This is a genomic window from Peptoniphilus lacydonensis, assembly GCF_900106515.1.
GTDB classification, from domain to species: domain Bacteria; phylum Bacillota; class Clostridia; order Tissierellales; family Peptoniphilaceae; genus Peptoniphilus_A; species Peptoniphilus_A lacydonensis.
Genome location: NZ_FNWF01000003.1, coordinates 1,439,735 through 1,461,435, shown reverse-complemented (window position 1 = coordinate 1,461,435; position 21,701 = coordinate 1,439,735). Strand labels below are relative to the sequence as shown.

The window sequence follows — 21,701 nt, the reverse complement described above, 5'->3', positions numbered from 1 at the left end:
CCTCCTTAGGATCTTAATTTAGCTTCAATTTCACTTTCAATCTCAGTAACTATTTTTTCACAAATTTCTGTAACTTCACTTTCCTCTAGAGTTCTATCAGCCGCTCTAAAAACAAGTGAAAAAGCAACAGATTTTTTGCCATCCTCAATATTTTTTCCTTCATATATATCAAAAACTTTAAAAGATTCTAAAAGTTCTTTGCCATATTTTTTAGAAATTTTTTCAAGTTCAACTGAATCCACATCTCTATCCATTACAAAGGCAAAGTCCCTTTTCATTGTAGGATATTTTGGCAATGCCTTGTATGTGTAATTATCTATTGTATTTTCAACTATTAAGTTAAAGTCAAGTTCTGCAACATAAGCTCTCTTTTTTAAACCGTAATTTTCAAGTACCTTTGGATGCACTTCGCCAAAAACTCCAAGGCTCTTTCCATTTAAAATGAATTCTGCACTTCTTCCTGGATGAAGGAAACTGGCTTCTCTTCTTCTCACTTCAAGATTATTTATTCCAAGATACCAAAGAGATTTTTCAATTGATTCTTTTAAATAATAAAAATCTCCAAGATCGTAAAATCCCATTGCAAGTTTTAACCTTTCAGAAGGAAGCTCCTCTTCAGTTGGGAAAAATGTATTTCCAATTTCAAAACCGCCTACATTGACATTGCCTCTTGCATAATTTTTTGAAAGAGCATCTATCATTGACGGAATCATTGTAGTTCTCATAATAGAGTAATCTTCGCCAAGGGGATTTAAAATTTTTATAATATTCTTTTCATCTTCTTTGTAATTTGCTTTTTCATAAGAAGAAGGACTGACAAAAGAATAAGTCATAAACTCAGAATATCCTAACCCAATAAGTTGATTTTTTATCCTATCTTCTACATTTCTAAATACAGGTTTTCTACCAACAGTCAAAGTCCCCTTTAACTTCTTAGGTTCAATATTGTCATAACCATAAATTCTTGCAATTTCTTCTATTAAATCTTCTTCTATGTCGAGATCAAGTCTAACAGTTGGTACCTTTGCAATAAGATAGTCATCTCTTACATCAGTTTCGATTTCAAGTCTATTTAAAATATTAGAAATTTCATCCATTGTAAAGTCAACACCAATAAGATTATTTACTTTTTCTTTTCTTAATTCTATTTCCTTTTCTTTTCTATCAAAGTTTCCAACGTCTTTGTTTCCGCCAACAACTTCTGCAATTTCCATTTTTTCAGCAAGTTCACAAACTCTGTCAACAGCAGTCTTAGCTAAATTTACATCAATTCCCTTTTCAAATCTTGAAGACGCTTCACTTCTTAAATTAAGTCTTCTTGACGTTTTTCTAATATTTTCTTTGTTAAAGTTTGCACCTTCTAAAAGAACATTTACAGTTTTATCTGTAATCTCAGAATCAAGACCACCCATCACGCCAGCAAGTCCAACAATTTCACTTCCATCAGTGATTAAAATATCGTCCTTTTCAAGCTTTCTAGTTTCTCCATCAAGGGTAACCATCTCTTCCCCATCTTTTGCCATTCTCACAACAATTTTTTTGTTTTTCAATGTGTCAAGATCAAAGGCATGAAGAGGTTCGCCATATTCTAGCATAACAAAATTTGTAAGGTCAACTATATTTGAAACTGGTCTAACTCCTGCTTGCATAAGGTAAGCTTGTAGCCAAAGTGGAGAAAGGCCAATCTTTATATTTTTTAAAATCTTTGAATAATATCTGTTACAGTTTTCAGTTTCAATAATTATATCATCAAAAAATTCTGAAAAATTGGAAACTTCATTTTCAATTTTTATATCATTGTGTTTAGTTTTTAAATCAAAGGATGCGGCAGTTTCCACAGCCATTCCCATAATGCTAAGACAGTCTGGCCTATTGGGAGTAATTTCAAGTTCAAGAATCTCATTATCCATAAAAAGAACTTCTATGGCAGACTTGCCTATTTCGGTACCTTCTGGAAAAATAAAAATTCCATTTTTTGCTTCTTTAGGTATAACAGAATTTTCAAAGCCAAGTTCTTCAAGAGAACACAACATTCCATTTGATTCAACTCCACGAAGTTTACCCTTTTTTATCTTAACATCACCAGCAAGAGTAGACCCGTGAAGAGCAACAGGAACAATCGCACCTTCGAAAACATTTGATGCACCAGTAACAATTTGTAAAATTTCGTCACCAACGTTTACAGAACAAATCACAAGTTTATCTGCATCGGGATGCTTTTCAATTTTTTCAATTTTCCCAACTACAATTTTATTTAAACCATCATCAGGGATAATAATAGATTCAACATGAGAACCAGAATTAGAAAGCCCATCAGCAAGCTTTTTCACATCAAAATCGAAATCAACATAATCTTTTAGCCATTTAATCGGTAATAACATATCTATCTCCTTAAAACTGTTCCAAGAACTTTTTGTTGTTTTCAAACATCATTCTTATATCTGTGATATTGTACCTTACCATTGCAATTCTGTCGATTCCCATGCCAAAGGCAAAACCAGAATATTTTTCAGGATCAATTCCACAATTTTTAAGAACATTTGGGTGAACCATTCCACATCCCAAAAGTTCCATACTCCATCCAGTATAATTGCAAGCCTTACAACCCTTGCCACCACAACTAGGACAAGTAGTATCGACTTCTAAACTTGGCTCAGTAAACGGGAAGTAATGAGGTCTAAATCTAGTCTTCATATCTTCTCCAAAAAATGCCTTTACAAAATAATTTAAAGTGTCAATTAAATTTGCAACAGAAATTTTTTCATCTACAACAAGCCCTTCAAGTTGATGAAACATTGGTGAGTGAGTAGCATCAACTTCATCAGACCTAAAAACTCTGCCAGAACATATCATGCGAATTGGAGCTCCATGTTCTTTCATTGCTCTAACTTGAACAGGTGAAGTTTGGGATCTAAGTATAATATTATCATTAAAATAAAAGGTATCTGACATATCTCTTGAAGGGTGATCCTTTGGTGCATTTAAAAGGTCAAAATTATTTTCAACAGTTTCAATTTCAGGCCCATCGTAAACTGTAAAACCCATATGTGTAAATAAATCTTCAAGATCTTCAAGAGTCTTCTTTAGAGGATGTCTGTGTCCCAAATAAATATCATCAGTCTTTAAAGTAACATCGATTCTTTCTTCACGAAGTTTTTCCTTTAATATTTTGTCGTTAATCTCAATCTTTTTTTCTTCAATAGATTTTTCAATATCTTCACGCACTTCATTGGCAAGAGCACCCATAACAGGCCTTTCTTCTTTGGAAAGATCCTTCATGCCTTTTAATATTTTAGTTATCTCTCCCTTTTTGCCCAAGTACTTAACTTTAAGTTCATCTATCTCTTTAATTGTATTAACTTTATTTAAAAGTTTCATGGATTCATCTTTGATTCCAAGTAATTTTTCTTTCATGTTGACCTCCAATTCATAATATATAATTATATCATAGTTATAAAATTTTTTTAAATAAATTCAATAGAAATTCCCATTTTATCAATATGTAGAGTAACTATAATATAGATTTTAAAAATGGGCATAAAAAAACTGACTGCAAATGCAATCAGTAATTGGCAGGGGTAGCAGGACTCGAACCCACGGCACTTGGTTTTGGAGACCAATGTTCTACCAACTGAACTATACCCCTAGGACAAGTTATATCTTAACAAAGAAATTAGGAATTGTAAAGTTATTTTTATATTTTGTAAATTTTTCCTTGCAAAAAAATGTGCTGGAAAATTTCCAACACATCTCTTTTATTTTTTTAAATTTTCTTCTACTTGGGCGAAAGTTTCTTCTAAAATACCTGAGTTGTCAATTATGACATCTGCTTTTTTTCTCTTCTCTTCAACAGAAATTTGCGAATTTATTTTTTTCTCTGCATATTCTCTTGAAATTCCATCTCTATCCATGAGCCTTTTTATCTGGGTTTCCCTGTCCACATAGACAAGCCAGATCTCGTCAAAGTCAAGTCCATACTTCTTATTTATATCTTCATTTTCAAAGAGAAGGGGTATGTCCACAAATACGAGATCTTCCTTGCCCCTAGTCTTTTTATTTATCTCTTTGTAAATTTCTGGATGCATTATGTCATTTAATTTTTGGCGGTAAATTTTTTTTGTAAAAATAATTTCAGCCAGCTTTTTTCTGTCCAGCTGGTCATTGATGTAAAGGTCGTCGCCAAATACTTTTTTGATTTTATTTTTTACAGATTTATAGTTTGCCACATCCCTTGCTATTAAATCTGCGTCAACTACCTTTATGCCCTTGCCCTTTAAATATTTTGAGACCTGAGATTTTCCCGTTGCAATAGAGCCTGTGAGGCCAATAATTTTACTTTGATTCATAGAGATTTACTCCAGTGTTCATGTCCACAGAAAGTTTTACATTTAAGTCAACGGAATTTTCCATTAAGTCCTTCATAATTTTTTTTACTTCTTCAACTTCATCTTCTACTGCATCAACAACAAGTTCGTCGTGAATTTGAATTATCAGTTTGGACTTTAACTTCCTCTTTTTAAGTTCACTATAAACTTTTACCATGGCAATTTTTATTATGTCTGCTGCCGAACCTTGAATTGGTGTGTTTAGTGCGACCCTCTCTCCAAAACTTCTTATGTTAAAATTCTTTGCATTGAGCTCTGGTATATATCTTCTCCTCTTGAAAATTGTTTCCACATAGCCCTTCTTTTTGCCCTCTTCTATTTCCTCTGACATATAATTTTTTATTCCAACAAAGTGTTCTAGATAGTTGTCAATGTATTCCTTTGCTGCTTTTCGTGGAATATTTAAATTTTGGGAAAGACCATAGTCTGAAATTCCATAGACTATTCCAAAGTTTACTGCTTTTGCCTCTGATCTTTGGAGTGAAGTCACATCTTCATAATCTACATGAAATACTTCTGATGCAGTTTTTCTATGAATATCAAGTCCCTCTGTAAAAGCATTTAGCATTTCTTTGTCATTTGAAAGTGCAGCAAGTACACGAAGTTCAATTTGTGAATAATCTGCGTCAACTAAAATAGAATTTTCTGACGCCAAAAATGCCTTTCTAATTAGTTTTCCTTCCTCAGTTTTTATTGGAATATTTTGAAGATTTGGCTCTGTCGAAGAAATTCTTCCAGTAGATGTAACTGTCTGCATAAACCTTGAGTGAATTCTATTTGTATTTTTATTTATTACGGCTTTCAAACCATCTATATAAGTGGACTTTAATTTAGAAAACTTTCTATAATCTAAAATATTTTCAATTATTTCGCCCTTGTCCTTTAATTTTTCAAGTACATCTGCAGAAGTTGAATATCCTGTTTTTGTCTTTTTAATTACAGGGAAATCCATTTTTTCAAACAAAATTATTCCCAATTGTTTTGGTGAATTAATATTAAATTCTTCATCAGCCTCTTCATAAATTTTTGCTTCAAGACTTTTCAACTTTTCAGTTATTTCTCTATCAATTTCATTTAAAACATCTATATTGGTGTTTATCCCAACATATTCCATTGATGCAAGGACTTCTACTAACGGAAGTTCCATATCTTCATAAAGAGAAATCATATTTTCTTCTTTAATTTTTTCTTTTTGTAAATCTCCTACATTGTAAACTGTATTTAAAACAAAGGCGAAATACTTAAATAAATCTTCAATTTCTAGTTCAGAATATTTCTTTCTCTTCGCACCCTTTCCAAGGAGATCCTCTTCATCTAAATATCCATTTTTAAAATATTCAAGAGAAATTTTATTTATATCATAATCACTTTTAGTTGAATTTAAAATATATTCAGCAATTTTTGCGTCGTGAGTATAGTTTTTAATATCAATTCCAAGATCCATTAAAATTATTATGTCTTCTTTTATTTCATAGCCCAATTTTTCTATGTCTTCATCTTCCATAATATCTTTTAAATTTTTTAAATCTAAATCTTCCCACTTTATAAAACTTGCAAAATCATCTTTAGCCTTTATGGATAGATAAGTTGGAACTACATTTTCATAAATTTTTCCATCTGTTATAAATTTAAAAGCAAAAGATTTAGATTTCTTTAATTTTTTTATAATATTATCTAAATTTTTTTCCTCAACAAATTTAAAATTATCCTCAGAAATTTCTTCTATATCCTCCTTTTGATATTCCTTCGGAAGCCTTTTTAACATTGAACTAAATTCAAAATCACGATACATCTGAGAAAGTTTCTCATAATCGTAAGGAGTTTTCTTGAAATCATCTAAACTTTCATCTATGGGAACATCTCTCACAATTGTGCCAAGTTTCTTGCTCATAAAGGCAGACATTTTGCCATCAATTAATTTTTCTTTTAATTTTTTCCCAGATATGTCCTCAATGTTGTCGTAAAGATTTTCAATATTTTTAAACTCTTTTATAATCTTGAGCCCAGTTTTTTCACCAATTCCATAGATCCCAGGTATATTGTCTGACGAATCACCCATTAGAGCCTTTAGCTCAATAAACTGTTTTGGTTCAATTTCATAATCTTCTTTTAGACTCTCAATAGTTACTATGTCCATTTCTGTTATGCCTTTTCTAGTTAAAAGGACTTTTGTATTTTCGTCAACAAGTTGAAAGTAATCTTTGTCACCTGTTAAAAGATAAGTTTCAAAATTTTCTTCACTTGCAATTTTTGCAAGTGTGCCAGCAATATCATCTGCTTCGTATACTGGAGATTCCAAAATTTTTATATTCATGTAATTTAAAATATCACGTACAAGAGGCCATTGTTGTTCAAGTTCATTTGGTGTCTTTTGTCTAGTTCCCTTATAATCCTTATAAATATCTGATCTAAAAGTTTTACCTTTCATATCGAAACAAACTGCAACATGAGTAGGGTTTATCTTTTCAATTGCGTTTTCAACCATCATTACAAAACCATAAATTGCATTAGTATAAAGACCTCTCTTAGTTTTTAAAAGAGGAAGAGCGTAAAAAGCTCTAAAAAAAAGCGAACTTCCATCTATAATTAAAAATTTATTTTCCATAAAAACCTCCTCATTACATTATAGCAGAATTTACTATAAAAAATTTGCAAATAAAAAATCCCAGTGAATTAAAATTTATCGCTAGGATTAAAATGTTTATTAAATTTTCACAATCCATTTTCTTCTAATTTTCCCTTATAATCTAAGATTCCGCCTTCTAGATTTATCGCTTCGTAACCAAGCTCATCTAAATAATTTGAAACTTGAAAAGACCTCTGTCCACTTCTGCAAAGTATGTAAACTTCCCTGTCCTTTGGAATTTTGTCTAAATTATTTGGAATTTTCATCATTGGAATATGAATGGCATCTTTTATCGTTCCAGTTTCAATAATTTCTTCTTTTTCTCTTACATCAATGACAAATGGTTTTTCTATTTTGTCTATTTCATTTACATTTATTTCTTTCATCTTTATCACCTAAAATTTTATAACTTAAAAAAGACCCCGAAGGGTCAAATATTATTTTACTGCTATTGCTTCGATTTCAAGAAGTCCATTCTTTGGAAGGTTGGCTACTTCAACACAAGATCTTGCAGGTTTATGTTCACTAAAATATTCTGCATAAACTTCATTTACTGCTGCAAAATCATTTACATCATCTAAGAATATATTAACTTTTACAACTTTTTCCATACTTGATCCTGCTTCTTCTAAAATTGCCTTGATGTTGTCAAGACTTCTTGCAGTCGCTTTTTTTATGTCATCAGATATAAGTTCTCCTGTTTCTGGAACAAGTGGAAGTTGTCCTGATGTAAAAATAAATCCATTTACTTCTGTTGCTTGTGAATAAGGACCTACTGCTGCAGGTGCTTTGTCTGTGTGTAGTGTTTTAACCATTATTATTCCTCCTCAATATTTTCATTATTTTCGCTACTTTCCCACAATCTTTCAAGATTATAATATTCTCTTTCATCTTTGTGGAATACATGAACTATTATATCACCAAAATCTAAAATTATCCATCTGCTAGAATTTTTACCTTCACTATTAAGTGGATTTATTCCCTTTTCTGAAAGCTTTTCATCAATTTCTCTTGCGAGTGCATCAACTTGTGTTGAAGAACTTCCACTAACTATTACAAAATAATCTGCAATAGACGTCATGCCCTTGATGTCTAAAACTTTAATATCAATTCCCTTTTTAGATTCACAAGATTTTACAATAATATCTAACTTTTCTTGTACTGTCATTTTGCCTCCTATTTAAAATTATTTTCTAAAAGCATTACCTGTATTTTATTATCATCTGGAACGAAATAGGATACTCCTCCCATATATTTTGGAATACCTGGAAGTGTATTTGTAACAATATCTTCACTTGTTATGCCACGCATTTTTATTGCAATTTTGGCAAGTTTTTTTGCCGGAATATTATTTTCAGAATAATTAACATAAGAACTCATAAGAAGTGGCGCCTTCAATAAAGTTTTTGGTTCCTTCATTTTAGAAAGAAGAGATGACATAAACTGTTGTTGTGCTTTTACTCTGCCAAGGTCTGCATCAGGGTATCCCTTTCTATATCTCAAAAAACCTATGGCATCATTTCCTTTTAAAGTCTGCGTTCCCTCTTTTATATCAATTTTTAATGGTGGGTCTGCTGTTGGATCTTCGTAATTCATATCAAGAGGAACATCAACTGTCACGCCACCAATTTTATCTACAACATCTTCTACAAATCTATAATCCACTGTTACATAATATTTTATATCTGTTCCTAGTAAATTATTTACAGTATCTAAAGTGAGTTCACTTCCTCCATACTTAAAGGAATGATTGATTTTGGTCTTCTTATAACCCTTTATGGAACTATAAGTATCTCGTGGAATTGAAATAATATTTACCTTGCCACTTTTACAATCAACATTTACTACCATAATAGTGTCAGATCTTGCATTATCAGCTTTTCTTGAATCAAGAGAGTCCACTCCAAGCATCAAAAATTGTAAATTTTCTTTTCCATCATCAATTTTATCTTCTTCATTATCATTTAAAAAATAAAAATAGCCAGCAAATCCAATAAGAGCTAAAATTATAATTACTAATATTGTAGTAAGAAAAGATTTAAAAAAAGTTTTCAATTACTCATCTCCTCATAAAAATTTCTAGCAAGTACTGTTTCTACGACAATATATTTGTCTTTCTCAACTAAAAATTTTAGAGTATTGTTAAGTGCAAAATACATTGCAGAATCTAAATCTTTTTTTGCAAGCTTTCTTGCAACATCTACTCCATCAAAGTTTCTCATAGGTTCAATATAATCTGCCAAAAAAATAATTTTCTCAAGATCACTCATATTAGGTCTTCCTGTTGTATGATATGATATTGCATTTAAAATATCTTCGTCATCTATTCCATATAAATTTTTTGCCATTACTCTTCCTAAATGAGAGTGTATAATTTGAGGAGCCCTTTTCATCTCTTCTGTAATCAAAAGGCCCTGATTTTTTGCTTCCTTAATAAGTTTCTTTTCATCTCTAATTTTTGCACAATCGTGTAAAAATCCTGCAATCTCCGCTTTTTCTGGATCAACACCATATATATTTGCAAGATCTATTGCAACATCTCTTACACGAATTGTATGGAGGTATCTTTTTTCTCCAATTCTTTCACAAGTTTCAGATTCAAATTTTTTTAAGTCATTGTTCAACTTTGTAAAACCCGCTTTCTTTTATATAATTCACCACATTATTTGGAATTAAATATCTAACAGATTTTTCATCCCTAATTCTTGTTCTTAGTTCCGTAGAAGAAATTTCATAAAGAGGTGTGTGAATAATCTCAACTATTGTACCATAATTTTCTCTCAAAAATTTCAGCTCTCTATTTATTTCATCAATATCAATATACTTTGGTCTAAGAGCAACTACAAATTCAATTTCTCTTGAAAGTTCTTCAATTTTTCTCCAAGTTTTCAGTTGAAATAAAGTATCCAAACCTATTAAAAAAAATAATTTTTGATTTTCATAGATTTTCTTAAGTTCTATAATTGTATCTACTGTATATGACAAATTAACTCTATTTGTTTCAATATCAGAAATTTCAAAATCTGGATTTGAACTTATTGCTAGCTTTACCATATTGTATCTATCTATTGCAGACACATCTAAACTCTTGTGCGGAGGATTTCCCGTTGGTATGAAAATAACTTTATCAAGACCCAGTTCTTCTTTTAAATATTCACAAATCATCAAATGACCAAAGTGAATTGGATTAAAAGTTCCTCCAAAAATTCCATACTTTTCCATTACAATTCTATCTTTTTATTTTCTTTAGATTCTCTATAAATTGTAAGTTTTTTGCCAATTTTTTGCACAAATTCTGCACCAGTAGCATCCAAAATTTCATCTACAATTTCATCAACTTCCACTGGTGCATTTTGTAAAACATTTATTTTTACAATTTCATGATCTTCCAAAAGTATATCTATTTGTTTTAAAAATCCATCGTTTATACCATCTTTTCCAAGTTGAATAAGTGGATCCATATTGTGAGCAAGACTCTTTAAATATGCTCTTTCTTTTCCTGTTAACATTCTATCTCCTATTCAAAAAATTCAAATTCGTATCCGCCAATAAATACTGAACCGCCATCATTTACGCCAAGTTCTTCCAACTTTTCAACTACTTTATTCTTTCTAAGATTTTCTTGGAAATATTTTAGTGAATCGTAATTTTCAAAATTAGTAGACCTCAAAAGCTTGTCGATGTAAGGTCCCTCTACAAAATAATTTCCATTTTCTTTGAAGACTCTTATACCCTCTTCCTTTACAACTTCTTCAACATGCTCTTTATCATAAGTTTCGTATTCACTAAAATCAACTTCTTGCAAGTTTTTATAAGTTTCTATCATCAATTTATCCAAGTTTTTTGTTGTAGCAGCTGAACCTGCAATTATTTTGTATTTATCGCCAAGTTCCTTTTCTAGCTTTTTAAGATTTTCCTCTGCTCCTGGCACATCCATTTTATTTGCAAAAATAATTTGTTTCTTTTCTGCAAGTCTTTCGTTATAATTAAAAAGTTCTTCGTTTATCTTGTAAAAATCTTCTAATGGATCTCTTCCCTCAGAACCAGAAATATCTAAAACATGAATCAAAATTCCTGTTCTTTCAATATGTTTTAAAAATTCATCTCCAAGACCAATTCCTTCTGATGCCCCTTCAATAAGACCAGGTATATCAGCAATTACAAAGGACTCCCCTTCGTCAATTTTTACAACTCCAAGATTTGGTGAAAGTGTTGTGAAGTGGTAATTTGCAATCTTTGGTCTTGCAGAAGTCACTATGGAAAGAAGTGTAGACTTGCCTACATTTGGAAAACCTACTAACCCAACATCTGCAAGAAGTTTTAATTCTAAAATAACTTCTCTTTCTTCTCCAATATTTCCTGCTTGTGCAAAAGCGGGTGCCTGTCTAGTTGAAGTCTTAAACCTTGCATTGCCAAGACCACCCTTCCCACCTTTACAAACAGTTACAGACATATTGTCCTCTTTTAAATCATAGATGACTCCCTTAGTATTTGCATCTCTAATGAGAGTTCCAACAGGAACTTTTAAAATTATATCTTCGCCATCTTTCCCAAACTTTAATTTATTCATGCCATTTTGTCCATTTTCGGCTTTATATTCTCTTTTATATCTAAAATCCATCAAAGTGTGAAGTCCAGAGTCAGTCATTACAATTACATCTCCACCTCTGCCACCATCGCCTCCAGCTGGTCCACCTGCTGGTTCATACTTTTCTCTACGCCATGCGACAGCACCATCGCCACCTTTTCCGGCTTTTAATTTTATTTTTGCTATATCTATAAACATAATTACCTCGTATTTTTTCTTATTATAACACAGATATGTAATGAAAACTTGAACCTTATGTTAAATATGTAAAATCTTGGTGAAATTTTAGACTTTACAAAGTGCAAAAAAATAAAGCAAGGTTTCCCCTGCTTCCTTCTTATGCTTCAACTTTTTCTTCTACATATACATTAGCGAATTTCTTTCCGCCTTTGCCCTTAGTTGTGAATCTTAAAACTCCATCGGCTGTAGCAAATAAAGTGTCATCAGAACCCTTCATAACATTTTCTCCTGGATGGATTTTTGTTCCTCTTTGTCTTACAAGAATATTTCCTGCTAGAACAAATTGACCGTCGCCTCTTTTAACTCCAAGTCTTTTTGAGTTTGAATCACGACCATTCTTAGAAGAGCCTGCTCCCTTTTTTGAAGAAAAAAGCAATAAATCAAATTTAATCATTTTGCACCTCCACATCCTTTAGTGTCAAATAATTTGGATAAGCTTCATTTATAAGCTCAATCCCCATAATCATAAATTCAAAACAAGTTTGAATATCATTTCTTCTATAAATATTACTATTTAAAATTTCTATTTTTAACAATCCGTCGCCTTGAACATCTTTTATTTCACTCTCCTCTACTCCAAGCTTATTTATAAGTGTAAAATAAAAAGTTTGAGTGAGAGTAGATATGCTAGAGCATACAATTTTTTCAAATTCACCCTCTGCATGACCACAAGACTTAAATCCACAATAATAATTTCCCTTTTTATAAAGGTCAATAATAGTCATTAGTTAATACCTGAAATTTCAACTAAAGTGTATGGTTGACGGTGTCCATTTTTCTTTCTTTCATTTTTCTTAGATTTGTACTTGTAAACAATAACTTTTTTTGCTTTACCTTGTGCCAATACTTTGGCTTCAACTTTTGCACCATCGATATATGGAGAACCTACTTTAGGTTCGTCACCAGATACAAATAATACTTTGTCAAAAGTTACATTGTCGCCTTCATTTACATCTAATTTTTCAACTTTAATTTTGTCACCAGCTTCAACAGTATATTGTTTTCCACCTGTTTCAATAATTGCGTACATTGTAGCACCTCCTCATTACAAGACTCGCCATCCTAGGTACCGAAGTTTTAAAACCTATTCTGTGCGGTTACATCAATGTATTTTACCATAATCTTATCCTTTTGTAAATAAAATTATAGATACTTTACATATATTTAAAAATTTTCTGAAACTTTTTATAAAAATAAGCAGGCTCTTACCTGCTTAGATTTTATCCTTATTTAATAAAACTTTCAATTATATATTTATCATTCAGTAATTGTTTTATTTTTTATTTCTTCTTTAAGTGATGTGACAAATTCATCTATGTCAACATCCTTAACTTCTTCTCCACTTCTCTTTCTAACAGAAAGTTTTCCAGAAGTTTCTTCTTTTTCTCCAATTACTAACATATAATTAATTTTCTTAACTTGTGCTTCTCTAATTTTGTATCCAACTTTTTCTGCACGACCATCAAGGTGAACTCTAAGTCCTTCTTCGTGAAGTTTATCTGCGATTTTTTCTGCGTAATCTTTAAATTTGTCAGATACAGGAATTACTTCAACTTGTACTGGAGATAACCATAGTGGGAATTTACCTGCAAAATGTTCAATTAATATACCCATAAATCTTTCAACTGATCCAAGAAGTGCTCTGTGAAGCATCACTGGTCTTTGTCTTTCTCCATCTTCGTCTACATAAGTTAAGTTGAAGTTTTCTGGAAGTTGGAAGTCAAGTTGAATTGTACCACATTGCCAAGTTCTTCCTATTGCATCTTCTAAGTGAAAGTCAATCTTTGGACCATAAAATGCTCCATCGCCTTCATTAATTGTATATGGCAAATTCTTTTCTTCTAATGCTTCTTTAAGTGACTTTTCAGCCAAATTCCATGATTCAAGGTCCCCCATGTAATCATCTGGTCTTGTTGAAAGTTCAATTGTGTACTTAAATCCAAAAGTGCTATATAAATAATCGGCAAGGTCAATCATCTTAAACACTTCATCTTTTATTTGTGATGGTAAACAATATACATGGGCATCATCTTGAGTAAATGTTCTTACTCTAAATAGACCATGAAGTGCTCCAGAAAGTTCGTGTCTGTGAACTATCCCATATTCTGCAAGTCTTATTGGAAGATCTCTGTAAGAGTGATTATTTGAATTGTAAACTAAAATTGATCCAGGGCAGTTCATTGGTTTTACTGCGTAATCTGCATCGTCAATCTTTGTAAAGTACATATTGTCTTTGTAGTGATCCCAGTGACCTGATCTGTGCCACAAATCTTCATTCAAAATAATTGGAGTTAAAATTTCTCCATATCCATTTTCTTCGAGAACATCTCTCCACCAATTTAATAAAGTGTTTCTTAAAATCATTCCATTTGGGTGAAAGAATGGGAATCCAGGTCCTTCTTCGTGCATACTAAATAGATCTAGCTCTTTTCCAAGCTTTCTGTGATCTCTCTTTTCAGCCTCTTCACGTCTTTCAATATATTCATCTAATTGTTTTTGTTTTTCAAAAGCTATTCCATAAATTCTTTGAAGCATTTTTTTATTTGAGTCGCCTCTCCAATATGCTCCCGCAATTGAAAGAAGTTTTATTGCCTTTATTTTTTTAGTTGATAGAAGATGTGGTCCCTTGCAAAGATCGACAAAATCTCCAATTTTATACATTGTAATCTTTTCATCTTCTTTTAAATCTTCAATTAACTCAACTTTATAATCTTGATTTTTTTCTTTGAAATAATTAATTGCTTCTTCTCTTGAAACTTCTATCTTTTCTACTGGAAGGTCTTTCTTAGCAATTTCTTTCATTTTATCTTCTATTGCCTTTAGATCTTCTTCAACAAATCTGTGATCTAAATCTAAATCGTAATAAAATCCTGTTTCAGTTGAAGGTCCAATGGCAAATTTTGCTTCTGGGTAAAGTTCTTGGATGGCATAAGCCATAATGTGAGATGCAGTGTGCCATAAAATTCTTTTTCCTTCATTGTCTTCAAATTTTACAACTTTAAAGTCGCTATCTTCATAAACTTCATCTTCTAGTCCTAAAATTTCTCCATTTACAACTGCTCCAAGAGAATCTCTTAATAATCCTTTAGAAATATCTCCTGTAATTTGTGACACTTTAACTCCACTTTCGTATTCTTTTCGTGATCCATCTGGATATTTAATAATCATTTTCTTCCTCCTAAAATTAAAAAAATAAAATAAAAAAGCCATCATCCCAAAGGACGATGACCGTGGTTCCACCTTAATTAAACTCAAGGGATTTAACGCATCCATACGCCATAGTTTGCTATGGGACTCCAAGTTAGTTTTCAAAAATATAAAATTAGAAATTTGCAGCGACCATTTCCTCTCTTAAAATTTTATAAATTTTACTCTTCTTATCAAAGCCATTTTTTAAAATTGCTATTATAATATCATAAAGTTTTTATATCTTCAAGAATATTTTGAAAGAATTTATCATTTCTCTCGCCTTTTTATATTACCCAAGCTAAATTTTTTAAAACACGATCTTTCTTTTTTTTGATATAATTTATGAAGAAAAAATTATTTGGAGGCAAGTATGAAAAATAAGTTAAAATATTTTATCATTGCTCTTATCATTATGGGATCTATTCCTATTCTACCTGTCTTTGAAGATGATTTTTTTGGATTCTTTGCCTTTATAAATTTTTATGGGCTTAGCCCCTTTGTCTTGCCCCTTTTAATTTCTCTGCCCTTCATATACAAAAATAAAAGTTTTTATTTTTTATATTTTTCCTTATCCCAATCCTCTACAACAACTTTTTTATCTTCTATTTTTTTAAAGTTGTGGACTACTCCTTCACTTCAATTATATTTTTTGTACTTGGCCTGGTCTTGTCCCTTTACTTATTAAAGGGAAAGAAAAAAACTCCCTAAGAGAAGTTTAAACTATTTTATAAAATAATCCTTTGAGGAGATGTAAAAGTAAAATGGACTACAAAACCCAAATTAAAATGTTCAAGCATTTAATTCCTATTGGTGAGAGAGATTCAAAAGACCTTATAGATTATCTCAAAAATAAATTTGATGTTGTTGAAATTAATTTTTCAGAACTACCTCCTTACAAGAGAGATATGCTTAGTGAAAATGCAAAATATTACGTAGGAAATGTTAAGTTAAATGTTGAGATAAAAGAAATGTCCTTTCGTCTCTTTAAAATTATAGAAAATGAAAAAAGTATAGAATATGTAGATCCACATGAAGCTGAACATGGTAATTTCCTTTTTTTTATACTTGAAGAAAAGACTAAATATATGTCTACAAATAGTGGTAGACTTCTAACAGAGATGACTTATGTTTCTGGGGTTTCTAAAGAATCTTACCTTGAAGAAGATTTAGTTTTTAAAGATTTGCTTTTTAAGTTAATGTTTGATTATATCGATGACAATAAATTTTTATATAAAAAAATTCTTCAAAACAAAGTAAATAGATAGTATATGTTTATAAATATCCTAATAATTATATTATAAATAAAAGATGTATTAAAAGAAGGGAATTAACCCTTCTACATACCATCTTTTATATTTGTCACTTTTACAAAGGTCTTAAATAAAATAAATAGAACCAAAGTCTTCTATTGGGTCTTTCGATAAAATTTCAATTTCATAATTATATTTTTTTATTATTTTTAAAATTTCTTCATGGGATGAGTGATGAGAAAAATCTCCTGTGAAGAAAATTTTTTTGCCCAAGACTCCACTCGCCCCACCAATAAAACCATAATTAAAATTTTCTAATCTTATATCACCATGATTTATTTTATAAATTGGAACAAAATCTTTTAGACTTTCATAAATTCCTCCATCACTTGTGATTATAAAATCATCTGTCACAAGAGATGAACATTTTGCATAGCCCTGCTTAATATTTATCATTTCGTATCCATAATTTTTGTAGTAATCTAAAAGAACTTCATCTGTGTACTTCAAATTGTGGATAAAATAATTTTTAAATCTAAAGGCATTTAGTGGAATGTCAAGAGGATACTTTGCTCCTAGTTTTGATTTTGATGGGATAATATTTTTATCTAAAAAAATTTTTTTGTAATATTTTAAGTTATCTCTATCGACAACAATTTCGCCATCTGGAAGTGGATGGACTAAAATATCTGTGTGAGAATCTAGTCCCTTCATTAAGTTTTTATTTGATTTAGTTCTCACAAGATTCCCGTATTCTTTTAATTTCTTGCAAGATTTTTCTGGAAAATTTTCTGCAACAATTACATAATTCATTTCATCATCTCATAAATTATAATTGAGGCAGCTACATTTGCATTTAAGGAATCCACATTTTCACTAATTGGTATATTTAAAAAACTATTTGCGTGGGACATCAAAAAATTTGAAACTCCCTTTGCCTCATTTCCAATTACAACAATATCCTTATCTTTAAATTCATAATCTCTTGTTGATGTGGAGTTATCAAGAGAAGTAGCAATAATATTAAAATCTAAATTTACTAAGCTTTCTCTACTCATAAAATAAATTGGCACTTTAAAAATTGAAGACATAGAAGACCTAACTGTCTTTGGATTGTAAAGGTCGCAGGAATTTTCTGAAATTATAACTCCATCTAATTTAAAAGCATCAGCAGAACGAATTATTCCACCAAGATTTCCCGGCTCTCTTATATCATCGAGATATAAAAATTTTCCATTTTTTTCATTGAATTCTCTGTGAATTTCTTTATAGTATGCAATTATTCCTGGAGAAGTTTTTGCATCACAAAGCCCGTCAAAAATTTTGTCTGAAAAAATTAAAATTTTGTCTTTATCTATATTTTTTAAAATATTTTCAAATTTATTTTCTTTATAAGAGAATTCACTTAAAGCAATATATTCTACTTCACATTCACTTGCTTCCTCAATTACTACTGGCTTTTCCACCATGAATAATCTATGTTCTTGCCTGTATTTCTTCTCCTTTAAACTTTTTAAAAACTTATATGTATCATTATTCTTACTTGTAATTATCATTTTTCTCCTCAACCTATAAATAAAAAAGCCCCGAAGGGCTCTTCTCTTAAAAATTATAAAAATTTACTCTTGTCTTTTAAATACTCTTTGATATCTATAACTTCTCCGCTTTCCATAATTATTTTAAAAGAATAATCATATACATAAGCTGCAGAAATTCCAAGAAGTGATGCAGGAAGTGCCAAAATCATTCCAATAGCAGATGTTGTAAGTGAAAGAGATAAAACTGTTTCGTTATCCTTTTCGACAACAAGTCTTCTTGCATTTCCCTTTCTCCAAATTTCTTTTATTGCATCTACAATTTCATCAAGATAATTTACAACTTCATCTACATATTCTTTTCCAGCTCTTCTTTTTTTCTCATTTGAAGATTTTTCTTCTTCATCTTCAAAAACTTTGGAATCTTCCTCTTCGAAAAAGTTTTGATTTTCTTTTTCTTCATATTTTCCGTCATTAATATATTCAATTGCTAGATCAACATCGCCATCACTATCTAGTAGAGCCTTTCTCACTATACCATAGCTTGCACCAGTAGTATTTATTACATAATCAATTTTTGTCATATTAATCATAATATCACCTCCCAAGATATCTACCCAAAAAAATCTCTTTTAAAATTATTTATTTTCCACTTTTTGTGCATTTTCGCCATTATTATTTTGATTTGAATATGCGTCTTCATCTATTGGTTTTTCATAAAATACATGACTTTCATCATCAACTACTGAAATAAAAGTCTTTCCTGGATAAAATTTAATTTCATTTCCATCTTCATCTTTAAAAATTGTCCTAGCATCTTCATTTGCTTTTTCCCAAGTTATCTCACTTAGTTTTCCCCCTTGAAGAAAAAGACCTTTCCCGCTGCCAATGTTGTCTAATTTTAATGTTCCCTTAGGACCAGCGACAACTGCCTTTTGAAAAAGTACTAAAACATTTGTCGTACCAATTTCAACTCCTGATGATTCATCTATAACAACTTCTCCTTGTCTATTGTATTGATATTTATTTGTATTGGCATTATAAATAAACTTTGTCTTATACCTTGGATTGAAGTTTAATTCAATTTCATTTACATCAATTCCTTTTGCCTTTTCATCATCTTCTTTAAAGGAAAGTGATGCGTTGTTATCCATTGTATTTATATCTTTTTTATTTAAATACTCAATCATTTCTGGTAGTGCAATATATCCATTGTGAGGAGCAAATTTCCCCACATCTTTGTTTCTATGAAAAATTATTCCTTCCAATGCAATTCCATCTAAGTCCACAACGTTTCTCTTGTGAATTTCAGCAAGTCCAGCTTCACTGCCGCCCCAATGAATGTAAACAGCATTATATTCCTTTGCTGTATCAACAAAGTAAGGTCTTGCAGAGCGAACTGGTCCTATTACATCTGGATAATTTTGTTGAAATAAAAGCATATATCTTGTATATTCGCCCTCAGCACGATATTCATAAATAACATCGCAAGGATCAAGTCCAGATTGTGGTCTTGCATCATCGTGATTATCTATCATAACTGCATAAATTTTATTCTTTGATATATCTTCTTTTGTTTCTTCATGCCTAAGTGGCGAATAATAAACTACTTTTTCTGGTTCCTTTTTTGTTTCTACTTCTGCTTTTTTATTTGTTGTATCTTGATTACATGCCACCAATGTCATTGCCATAGCAGCACAAATCATAATCTTATGTAATTTTTTCAATTTTTTACCTCTCTTCTCACTTTATCTATTTTATTTTAATTTATATCATTAAATATGTAAATAGTGCATAAACTTTTATGACAAAAAATCTAAACTTCAGAAACTATTTAAAAATATTTCCATATAAAAAATAAAGCTGCAAAATATGCAGCCCTACAATTAATTTTCCTCTGTAAATTTTTTAATATCTTTATTTGAACCTAAAACTGTTAAAATATCTTCCTCTTTAATTTTAAAATTAGATTCTGGATTTACAAAATTTTCTCCTTCTCTTTTTACCATTAACAAATTAAAATTGTAATCTTCTCTAAGTCTTAGTTCCTTTATTTCTTTTCCATTCATCTTTGGAATTGCTTTAAAATCATAAATACTATATCCTTTAGATATTTCATTAGAATCCAACAAACTGTCATTTGACAAATTATTTGCAAGTCTATACCCAATATCTCTCTCAGGAAATATAATTTTATCTGCACCACATTTCAATAAAATTTTACCAAATCTATAAGACGGTGCCTTTGCAATAACCCTATCAATTCCAGCTTCTTTAGATGCGAGAACTGCCATTATTGCAGCAGCTAAATTTTCGCCAATTGCCACAACTGCAACATCATAATTTTTAAGTGCAAGCTCTTCCACTGCTTTCTCATCTTCAAGATCACATACAATTGCCTCAGTTACTTTTTCAGAAATTAAATCAATTTTTTCTTGATCTAAATCTATTGCTACAACTTCATTTTTCAATTCATACAATCTCGTGGCAACAGTAGAACCAAATCTACCACATCCAAATACAATAAATGTCTTCATAATTACCCCACTATAATTTTACCTTCTGAATATCTCGTATGCTTCTTTGTCTTTCTATTTAAAATTCCTATACCTAAAGTTGCTGCTCCAACTCTTCCAAGATACATTAATACTATTAAAATCACTTTTGAAAAAGAACTCAAATTCCCAGTAATGCCTCTACTTATACCAACTGTTCCAAAAGCTGAAACAATTTCATATAATATATCTATATACAAAAATTGTCCATGTTCAATAATTGTAATAACTAGTGATGCAAGTATAATTATTCCACTTCCAAGTGAAAATATACACAAAGACTTCAAAAGTGCGTCGCGAGATATAGTTTTGTGAAATATTTCTGTATCTTCATTTCCTCTTAAAACAGAAATAGTAGAAAACAATAACACTCCAAAAGTAGTCGTCTTAATTCCTCCACCAGTTGACGCCGGAGATGCTCCAATAAACATTAACATAATAGTAACAATCAAAGAACCCTCTTGCATCTTCCCTATGTCTATCGTATTAAATCCTGCAGTCCTTGATGTCACAGACATAAAAAGAGAAGACAAAATCTTACCTTTAAGACTCAACCCTTCCATTGATGGACTATCATGTTCAATTAAGAAAAATGCAATTGCTCCAACAAGAATCAATATTGCTGTAATTGAAACAACTATTTTAGAATGAAGCGTTAGATTCTTAAATTTTCTTTTTTTGTAAATATCAATAAAAACTGTAAACCCAAGTCCACCAAAAATTATTAAAAGTGAAATTACAATATTAACAGTAAAATCAGAAACATAATTTGAAAGCGAATTTCCAATAATATCAAATCCAGCATTGCAAAAAGCTGAAATCGAATGAAAAAGCGAAAATAAAATTCCCTTTTTAAGCCCAAAGTCTGGAATGAATTTTGTTGAAAGTAAAATTGCCCCAATTAGTTCCACAATCAAACTAAATTTTATAATATAAATTACAAGTCTAATAATTCCCTTGCTTGTATCAGCATTTGTCTGTTCTCTTATAATTCTTCTTTCAGATATTCCAATTTTCTTGTTTAAAACCATGGCAATTAGAGATAAAAACACCATAGTTCCAAGCCCACCAATTTGAATTAAAATAATAATTACACATTTACCAAAGGCAGTCCACTGAGTTGCCGTATTAGTCACAATAAGACCTGTGACACATGAAGCTGAAGTTGATGTGAAAAACGCATTTAAAAAGCCTATACTTTCTCCATTTGCACTTGCTGCTGGAAGATTTAATAAAATAGCTCCCAATAAAATTAGTGCAAAAAAAGAAAGACAAACTATTAAAGGTGGATTCTTTTTTAATCTTCTAATCATAATATCCTCATTATACAATT

The 21,701-nt window shown here is 30.6% G+C and carries 24 protein-coding genes, 1 tRNA gene and 2 other annotated features; of the genes, 2 read left to right on the top strand and 23 right to left on the bottom strand.

Going from position 1 to position 21,701, the window contains the following annotated elements:
- Positions 1–5 precede the first annotated feature (5 nt).
- The 17 genes from pheT to thrS form a co-directional block, all read right to left on the bottom strand.
- A complete protein-coding gene (gene pheT / locus BQ5450_RS08760) occupies positions 6–2,381 on the bottom strand; it encodes a phenylalanine--tRNA ligase subunit beta (protein ID WP_071126570.1) in 2,376 nt (791 codons plus the stop codon).
- A 10-nt stretch (positions 2,382–2,391) separates the two neighbouring features.
- Entirely contained in the window at positions 2,392–3,414 is a 1,023-nt protein-coding gene (gene pheS, locus BQ5450_RS08755; RefSeq protein WP_071126569.1) for a phenylalanine--tRNA ligase subunit alpha, read from the bottom strand.
- Between the two features lie 156 nt (positions 3,415–3,570).
- Positions 3,571–3,646: transfer RNA gene (locus BQ5450_RS08750), tRNA-Trp, on the bottom strand.
- Between the two features lie 109 nt (positions 3,647–3,755).
- On the bottom strand, positions 3,756–4,346 hold the full coding sequence (coaE, locus tag BQ5450_RS08745) for a dephospho-CoA kinase (RefSeq protein ID WP_071126568.1): 591 nt from the start codon (positions 4,344–4,346) through the stop codon (positions 3,756–3,758).
- A complete protein-coding gene (gene polA / locus BQ5450_RS08740; RefSeq protein ID WP_071126567.1) occupies positions 4,333–6,990 on the bottom strand; it encodes a DNA polymerase I in 2,658 nt (885 codons plus the stop codon). The genes coaE and polA overlap by 14 nt, the downstream gene beginning before the upstream one ends.
- Before the next feature lie 107 nt (positions 6,991–7,097).
- Positions 7,098–7,397 (bottom strand): rhodanese-like domain-containing protein, encoded by a 300-nt coding sequence (locus tag BQ5450_RS08735; RefSeq protein ID WP_071126566.1) that lies wholly within the window; start codon positions 7,395–7,397, stop codon positions 7,098–7,100.
- Positions 7,398–7,448: 51 nt separating this feature from the next.
- Positions 7,449–7,826: a RidA family protein gene (locus BQ5450_RS08730; protein WP_010243048.1), complete on the bottom strand. Its 378-nt coding sequence runs from the start codon at positions 7,824–7,826 to the stop codon at positions 7,449–7,451.
- A gap of 2 nt (positions 7,827–7,828) precedes the next feature.
- Complete coding sequence (gene rsfS, locus BQ5450_RS08725) at positions 7,829–8,179, bottom strand: ribosome silencing factor (protein ID WP_010243051.1); 351 nt, start codon at positions 8,177–8,179, stop codon at positions 7,829–7,831.
- Between the two features lie 8 nt (positions 8,180–8,187).
- Positions 8,188–9,066, bottom strand: coding sequence for an LCP family protein (locus BQ5450_RS08720; protein ID WP_010243054.1), 879 nt, complete (start codon positions 9,064–9,066; stop codon positions 8,188–8,190).
- The gene (yqeK, locus tag BQ5450_RS08715; protein WP_010243056.1) at positions 9,063–9,635 is read right to left on the bottom strand and encodes a bis(5'-nucleosyl)-tetraphosphatase (symmetrical) YqeK; all 573 of its coding nucleotides are present in this window, start codon (positions 9,633–9,635) and stop codon (positions 9,063–9,065) included. The genes BQ5450_RS08720 and yqeK overlap by 4 nt, the downstream gene beginning before the upstream one ends.
- Positions 9,625–10,233: a nicotinate-nucleotide adenylyltransferase gene (gene nadD / locus BQ5450_RS08710; protein WP_010243058.1), complete on the bottom strand. Its 609-nt coding sequence runs from the start codon at positions 10,231–10,233 to the stop codon at positions 9,625–9,627. Before nadD ends, yqeK begins: the two co-directional genes overlap by 11 nt.
- Entirely contained in the window at positions 10,233–10,520 is a 288-nt protein-coding gene (yhbY, locus tag BQ5450_RS08705) for a ribosome assembly RNA-binding protein YhbY (RefSeq protein ID WP_010243059.1), read from the bottom strand. The genes nadD and yhbY overlap by 1 nt, the downstream gene beginning before the upstream one ends.
- An 8-nt stretch (positions 10,521–10,528) precedes the next feature.
- The gene (gene obgE / locus BQ5450_RS08700; protein WP_010243068.1) at positions 10,529–11,797 is read right to left on the bottom strand and encodes a GTPase ObgE; all 1,269 of its coding nucleotides are present in this window, start codon (positions 11,795–11,797) and stop codon (positions 10,529–10,531) included.
- 139 nt (positions 11,798–11,936) lie between these two features.
- Positions 11,937–12,233 carry a 50S ribosomal protein L27 gene (gene rpmA, locus BQ5450_RS08695; RefSeq protein WP_010243071.1) on the bottom strand — a complete coding sequence of 99 codons (297 nt, stop codon included), beginning with the start codon at positions 12,231–12,233 and terminating at the stop codon, positions 11,937–11,939.
- The gene (locus BQ5450_RS08690) at positions 12,226–12,564 is read right to left on the bottom strand and encodes a ribosomal-processing cysteine protease Prp (protein WP_071126565.1); all 339 of its coding nucleotides are present in this window, start codon (positions 12,562–12,564) and stop codon (positions 12,226–12,228) included. The genes rpmA and BQ5450_RS08690 overlap by 8 nt, the downstream gene beginning before the upstream one ends.
- Entirely contained in the window at positions 12,564–12,869 is a 306-nt protein-coding gene (gene rplU / locus BQ5450_RS08685; RefSeq protein WP_010243075.1) for a 50S ribosomal protein L21, read from the bottom strand. Before rplU ends, BQ5450_RS08690 begins: the two co-directional genes overlap by 1 nt.
- 10 nt (positions 12,870–12,879) lie before the next feature.
- Positions 12,880–12,948 (bottom strand) — a sequence feature (ribosomal protein L21 leader region).
- A gap of 148 nt (positions 12,949–13,096) precedes the next feature.
- Positions 13,097–15,007 carry a threonine--tRNA ligase gene (gene thrS, locus BQ5450_RS08680; protein WP_010243077.1) on the bottom strand — a complete coding sequence of 637 codons (1,911 nt, stop codon included), beginning with the start codon at positions 15,005–15,007 and terminating at the stop codon, positions 13,097–13,099.
- A 46-nt stretch (positions 15,008–15,053) separates the two neighbouring features.
- Positions 15,054–15,232: a binding site (T-box leader), on the bottom strand.
- 166 nt (positions 15,233–15,398) lie between these two features.
- Here thrS and BQ5450_RS08675 point away from each other — a divergent pair.
- Together BQ5450_RS08675 and BQ5450_RS08670 are read left to right on the top strand one after the other, a co-directional pair.
- Positions 15,399–15,713: a hypothetical protein gene (locus BQ5450_RS08675; RefSeq protein ID WP_010243079.1), complete on the top strand. Its 315-nt coding sequence runs from the start codon at positions 15,399–15,401 to the stop codon at positions 15,711–15,713.
- Positions 15,714–15,789: 76 nt separating this feature from the next.
- Complete coding sequence (locus BQ5450_RS08670) at positions 15,790–16,293, top strand: hypothetical protein (protein ID WP_010243081.1); 504 nt, start codon at positions 15,790–15,792, stop codon at positions 16,291–16,293.
- Positions 16,294–16,404: 111 nt separating this feature from the next.
- Here BQ5450_RS08670 and BQ5450_RS08665 read toward each other — a convergent pair whose 3' ends face one another.
- The 6 genes from BQ5450_RS08665 to BQ5450_RS08640 form a co-directional block, all read right to left on the bottom strand.
- Positions 16,405–17,091, bottom strand: coding sequence for a DUF6873 family GME fold protein (locus tag BQ5450_RS08665; RefSeq protein WP_071126564.1), 687 nt, complete (start codon positions 17,089–17,091; stop codon positions 16,405–16,407).
- A complete protein-coding gene (locus BQ5450_RS08660; protein ID WP_071126563.1) occupies positions 17,088–17,834 on the bottom strand; it encodes a TrmH family RNA methyltransferase in 747 nt (248 codons plus the stop codon). Before BQ5450_RS08660 ends, BQ5450_RS08665 begins: the two co-directional genes overlap by 4 nt.
- Positions 17,835–17,887: 53 nt before the next feature.
- Positions 17,888–18,406, bottom strand: coding sequence for a DUF4342 domain-containing protein (locus BQ5450_RS08655; RefSeq protein ID WP_010243645.1), 519 nt, complete (start codon positions 18,404–18,406; stop codon positions 17,888–17,890).
- 45 nt (positions 18,407–18,451) lie between these two features.
- A complete protein-coding gene (locus BQ5450_RS08650; RefSeq protein ID WP_071126562.1) occupies positions 18,452–19,540 on the bottom strand; it encodes a DUF3048 domain-containing protein in 1,089 nt (362 codons plus the stop codon).
- 159 nt (positions 19,541–19,699) lie between these two features.
- Positions 19,700–20,350, bottom strand: a complete 651-nt coding sequence (locus BQ5450_RS08645; protein ID WP_010244155.1) for a potassium channel family protein — start codon at positions 20,348–20,350, stop codon at positions 19,700–19,702.
- 2 nt (positions 20,351–20,352) lie between these two features.
- Entirely contained in the window at positions 20,353–21,681 is a 1,329-nt protein-coding gene (locus BQ5450_RS08640) for a TrkH family potassium uptake protein (RefSeq protein ID WP_071126561.1), read from the bottom strand.
- Positions 21,682–21,701 lie beyond the last annotated feature (20 nt).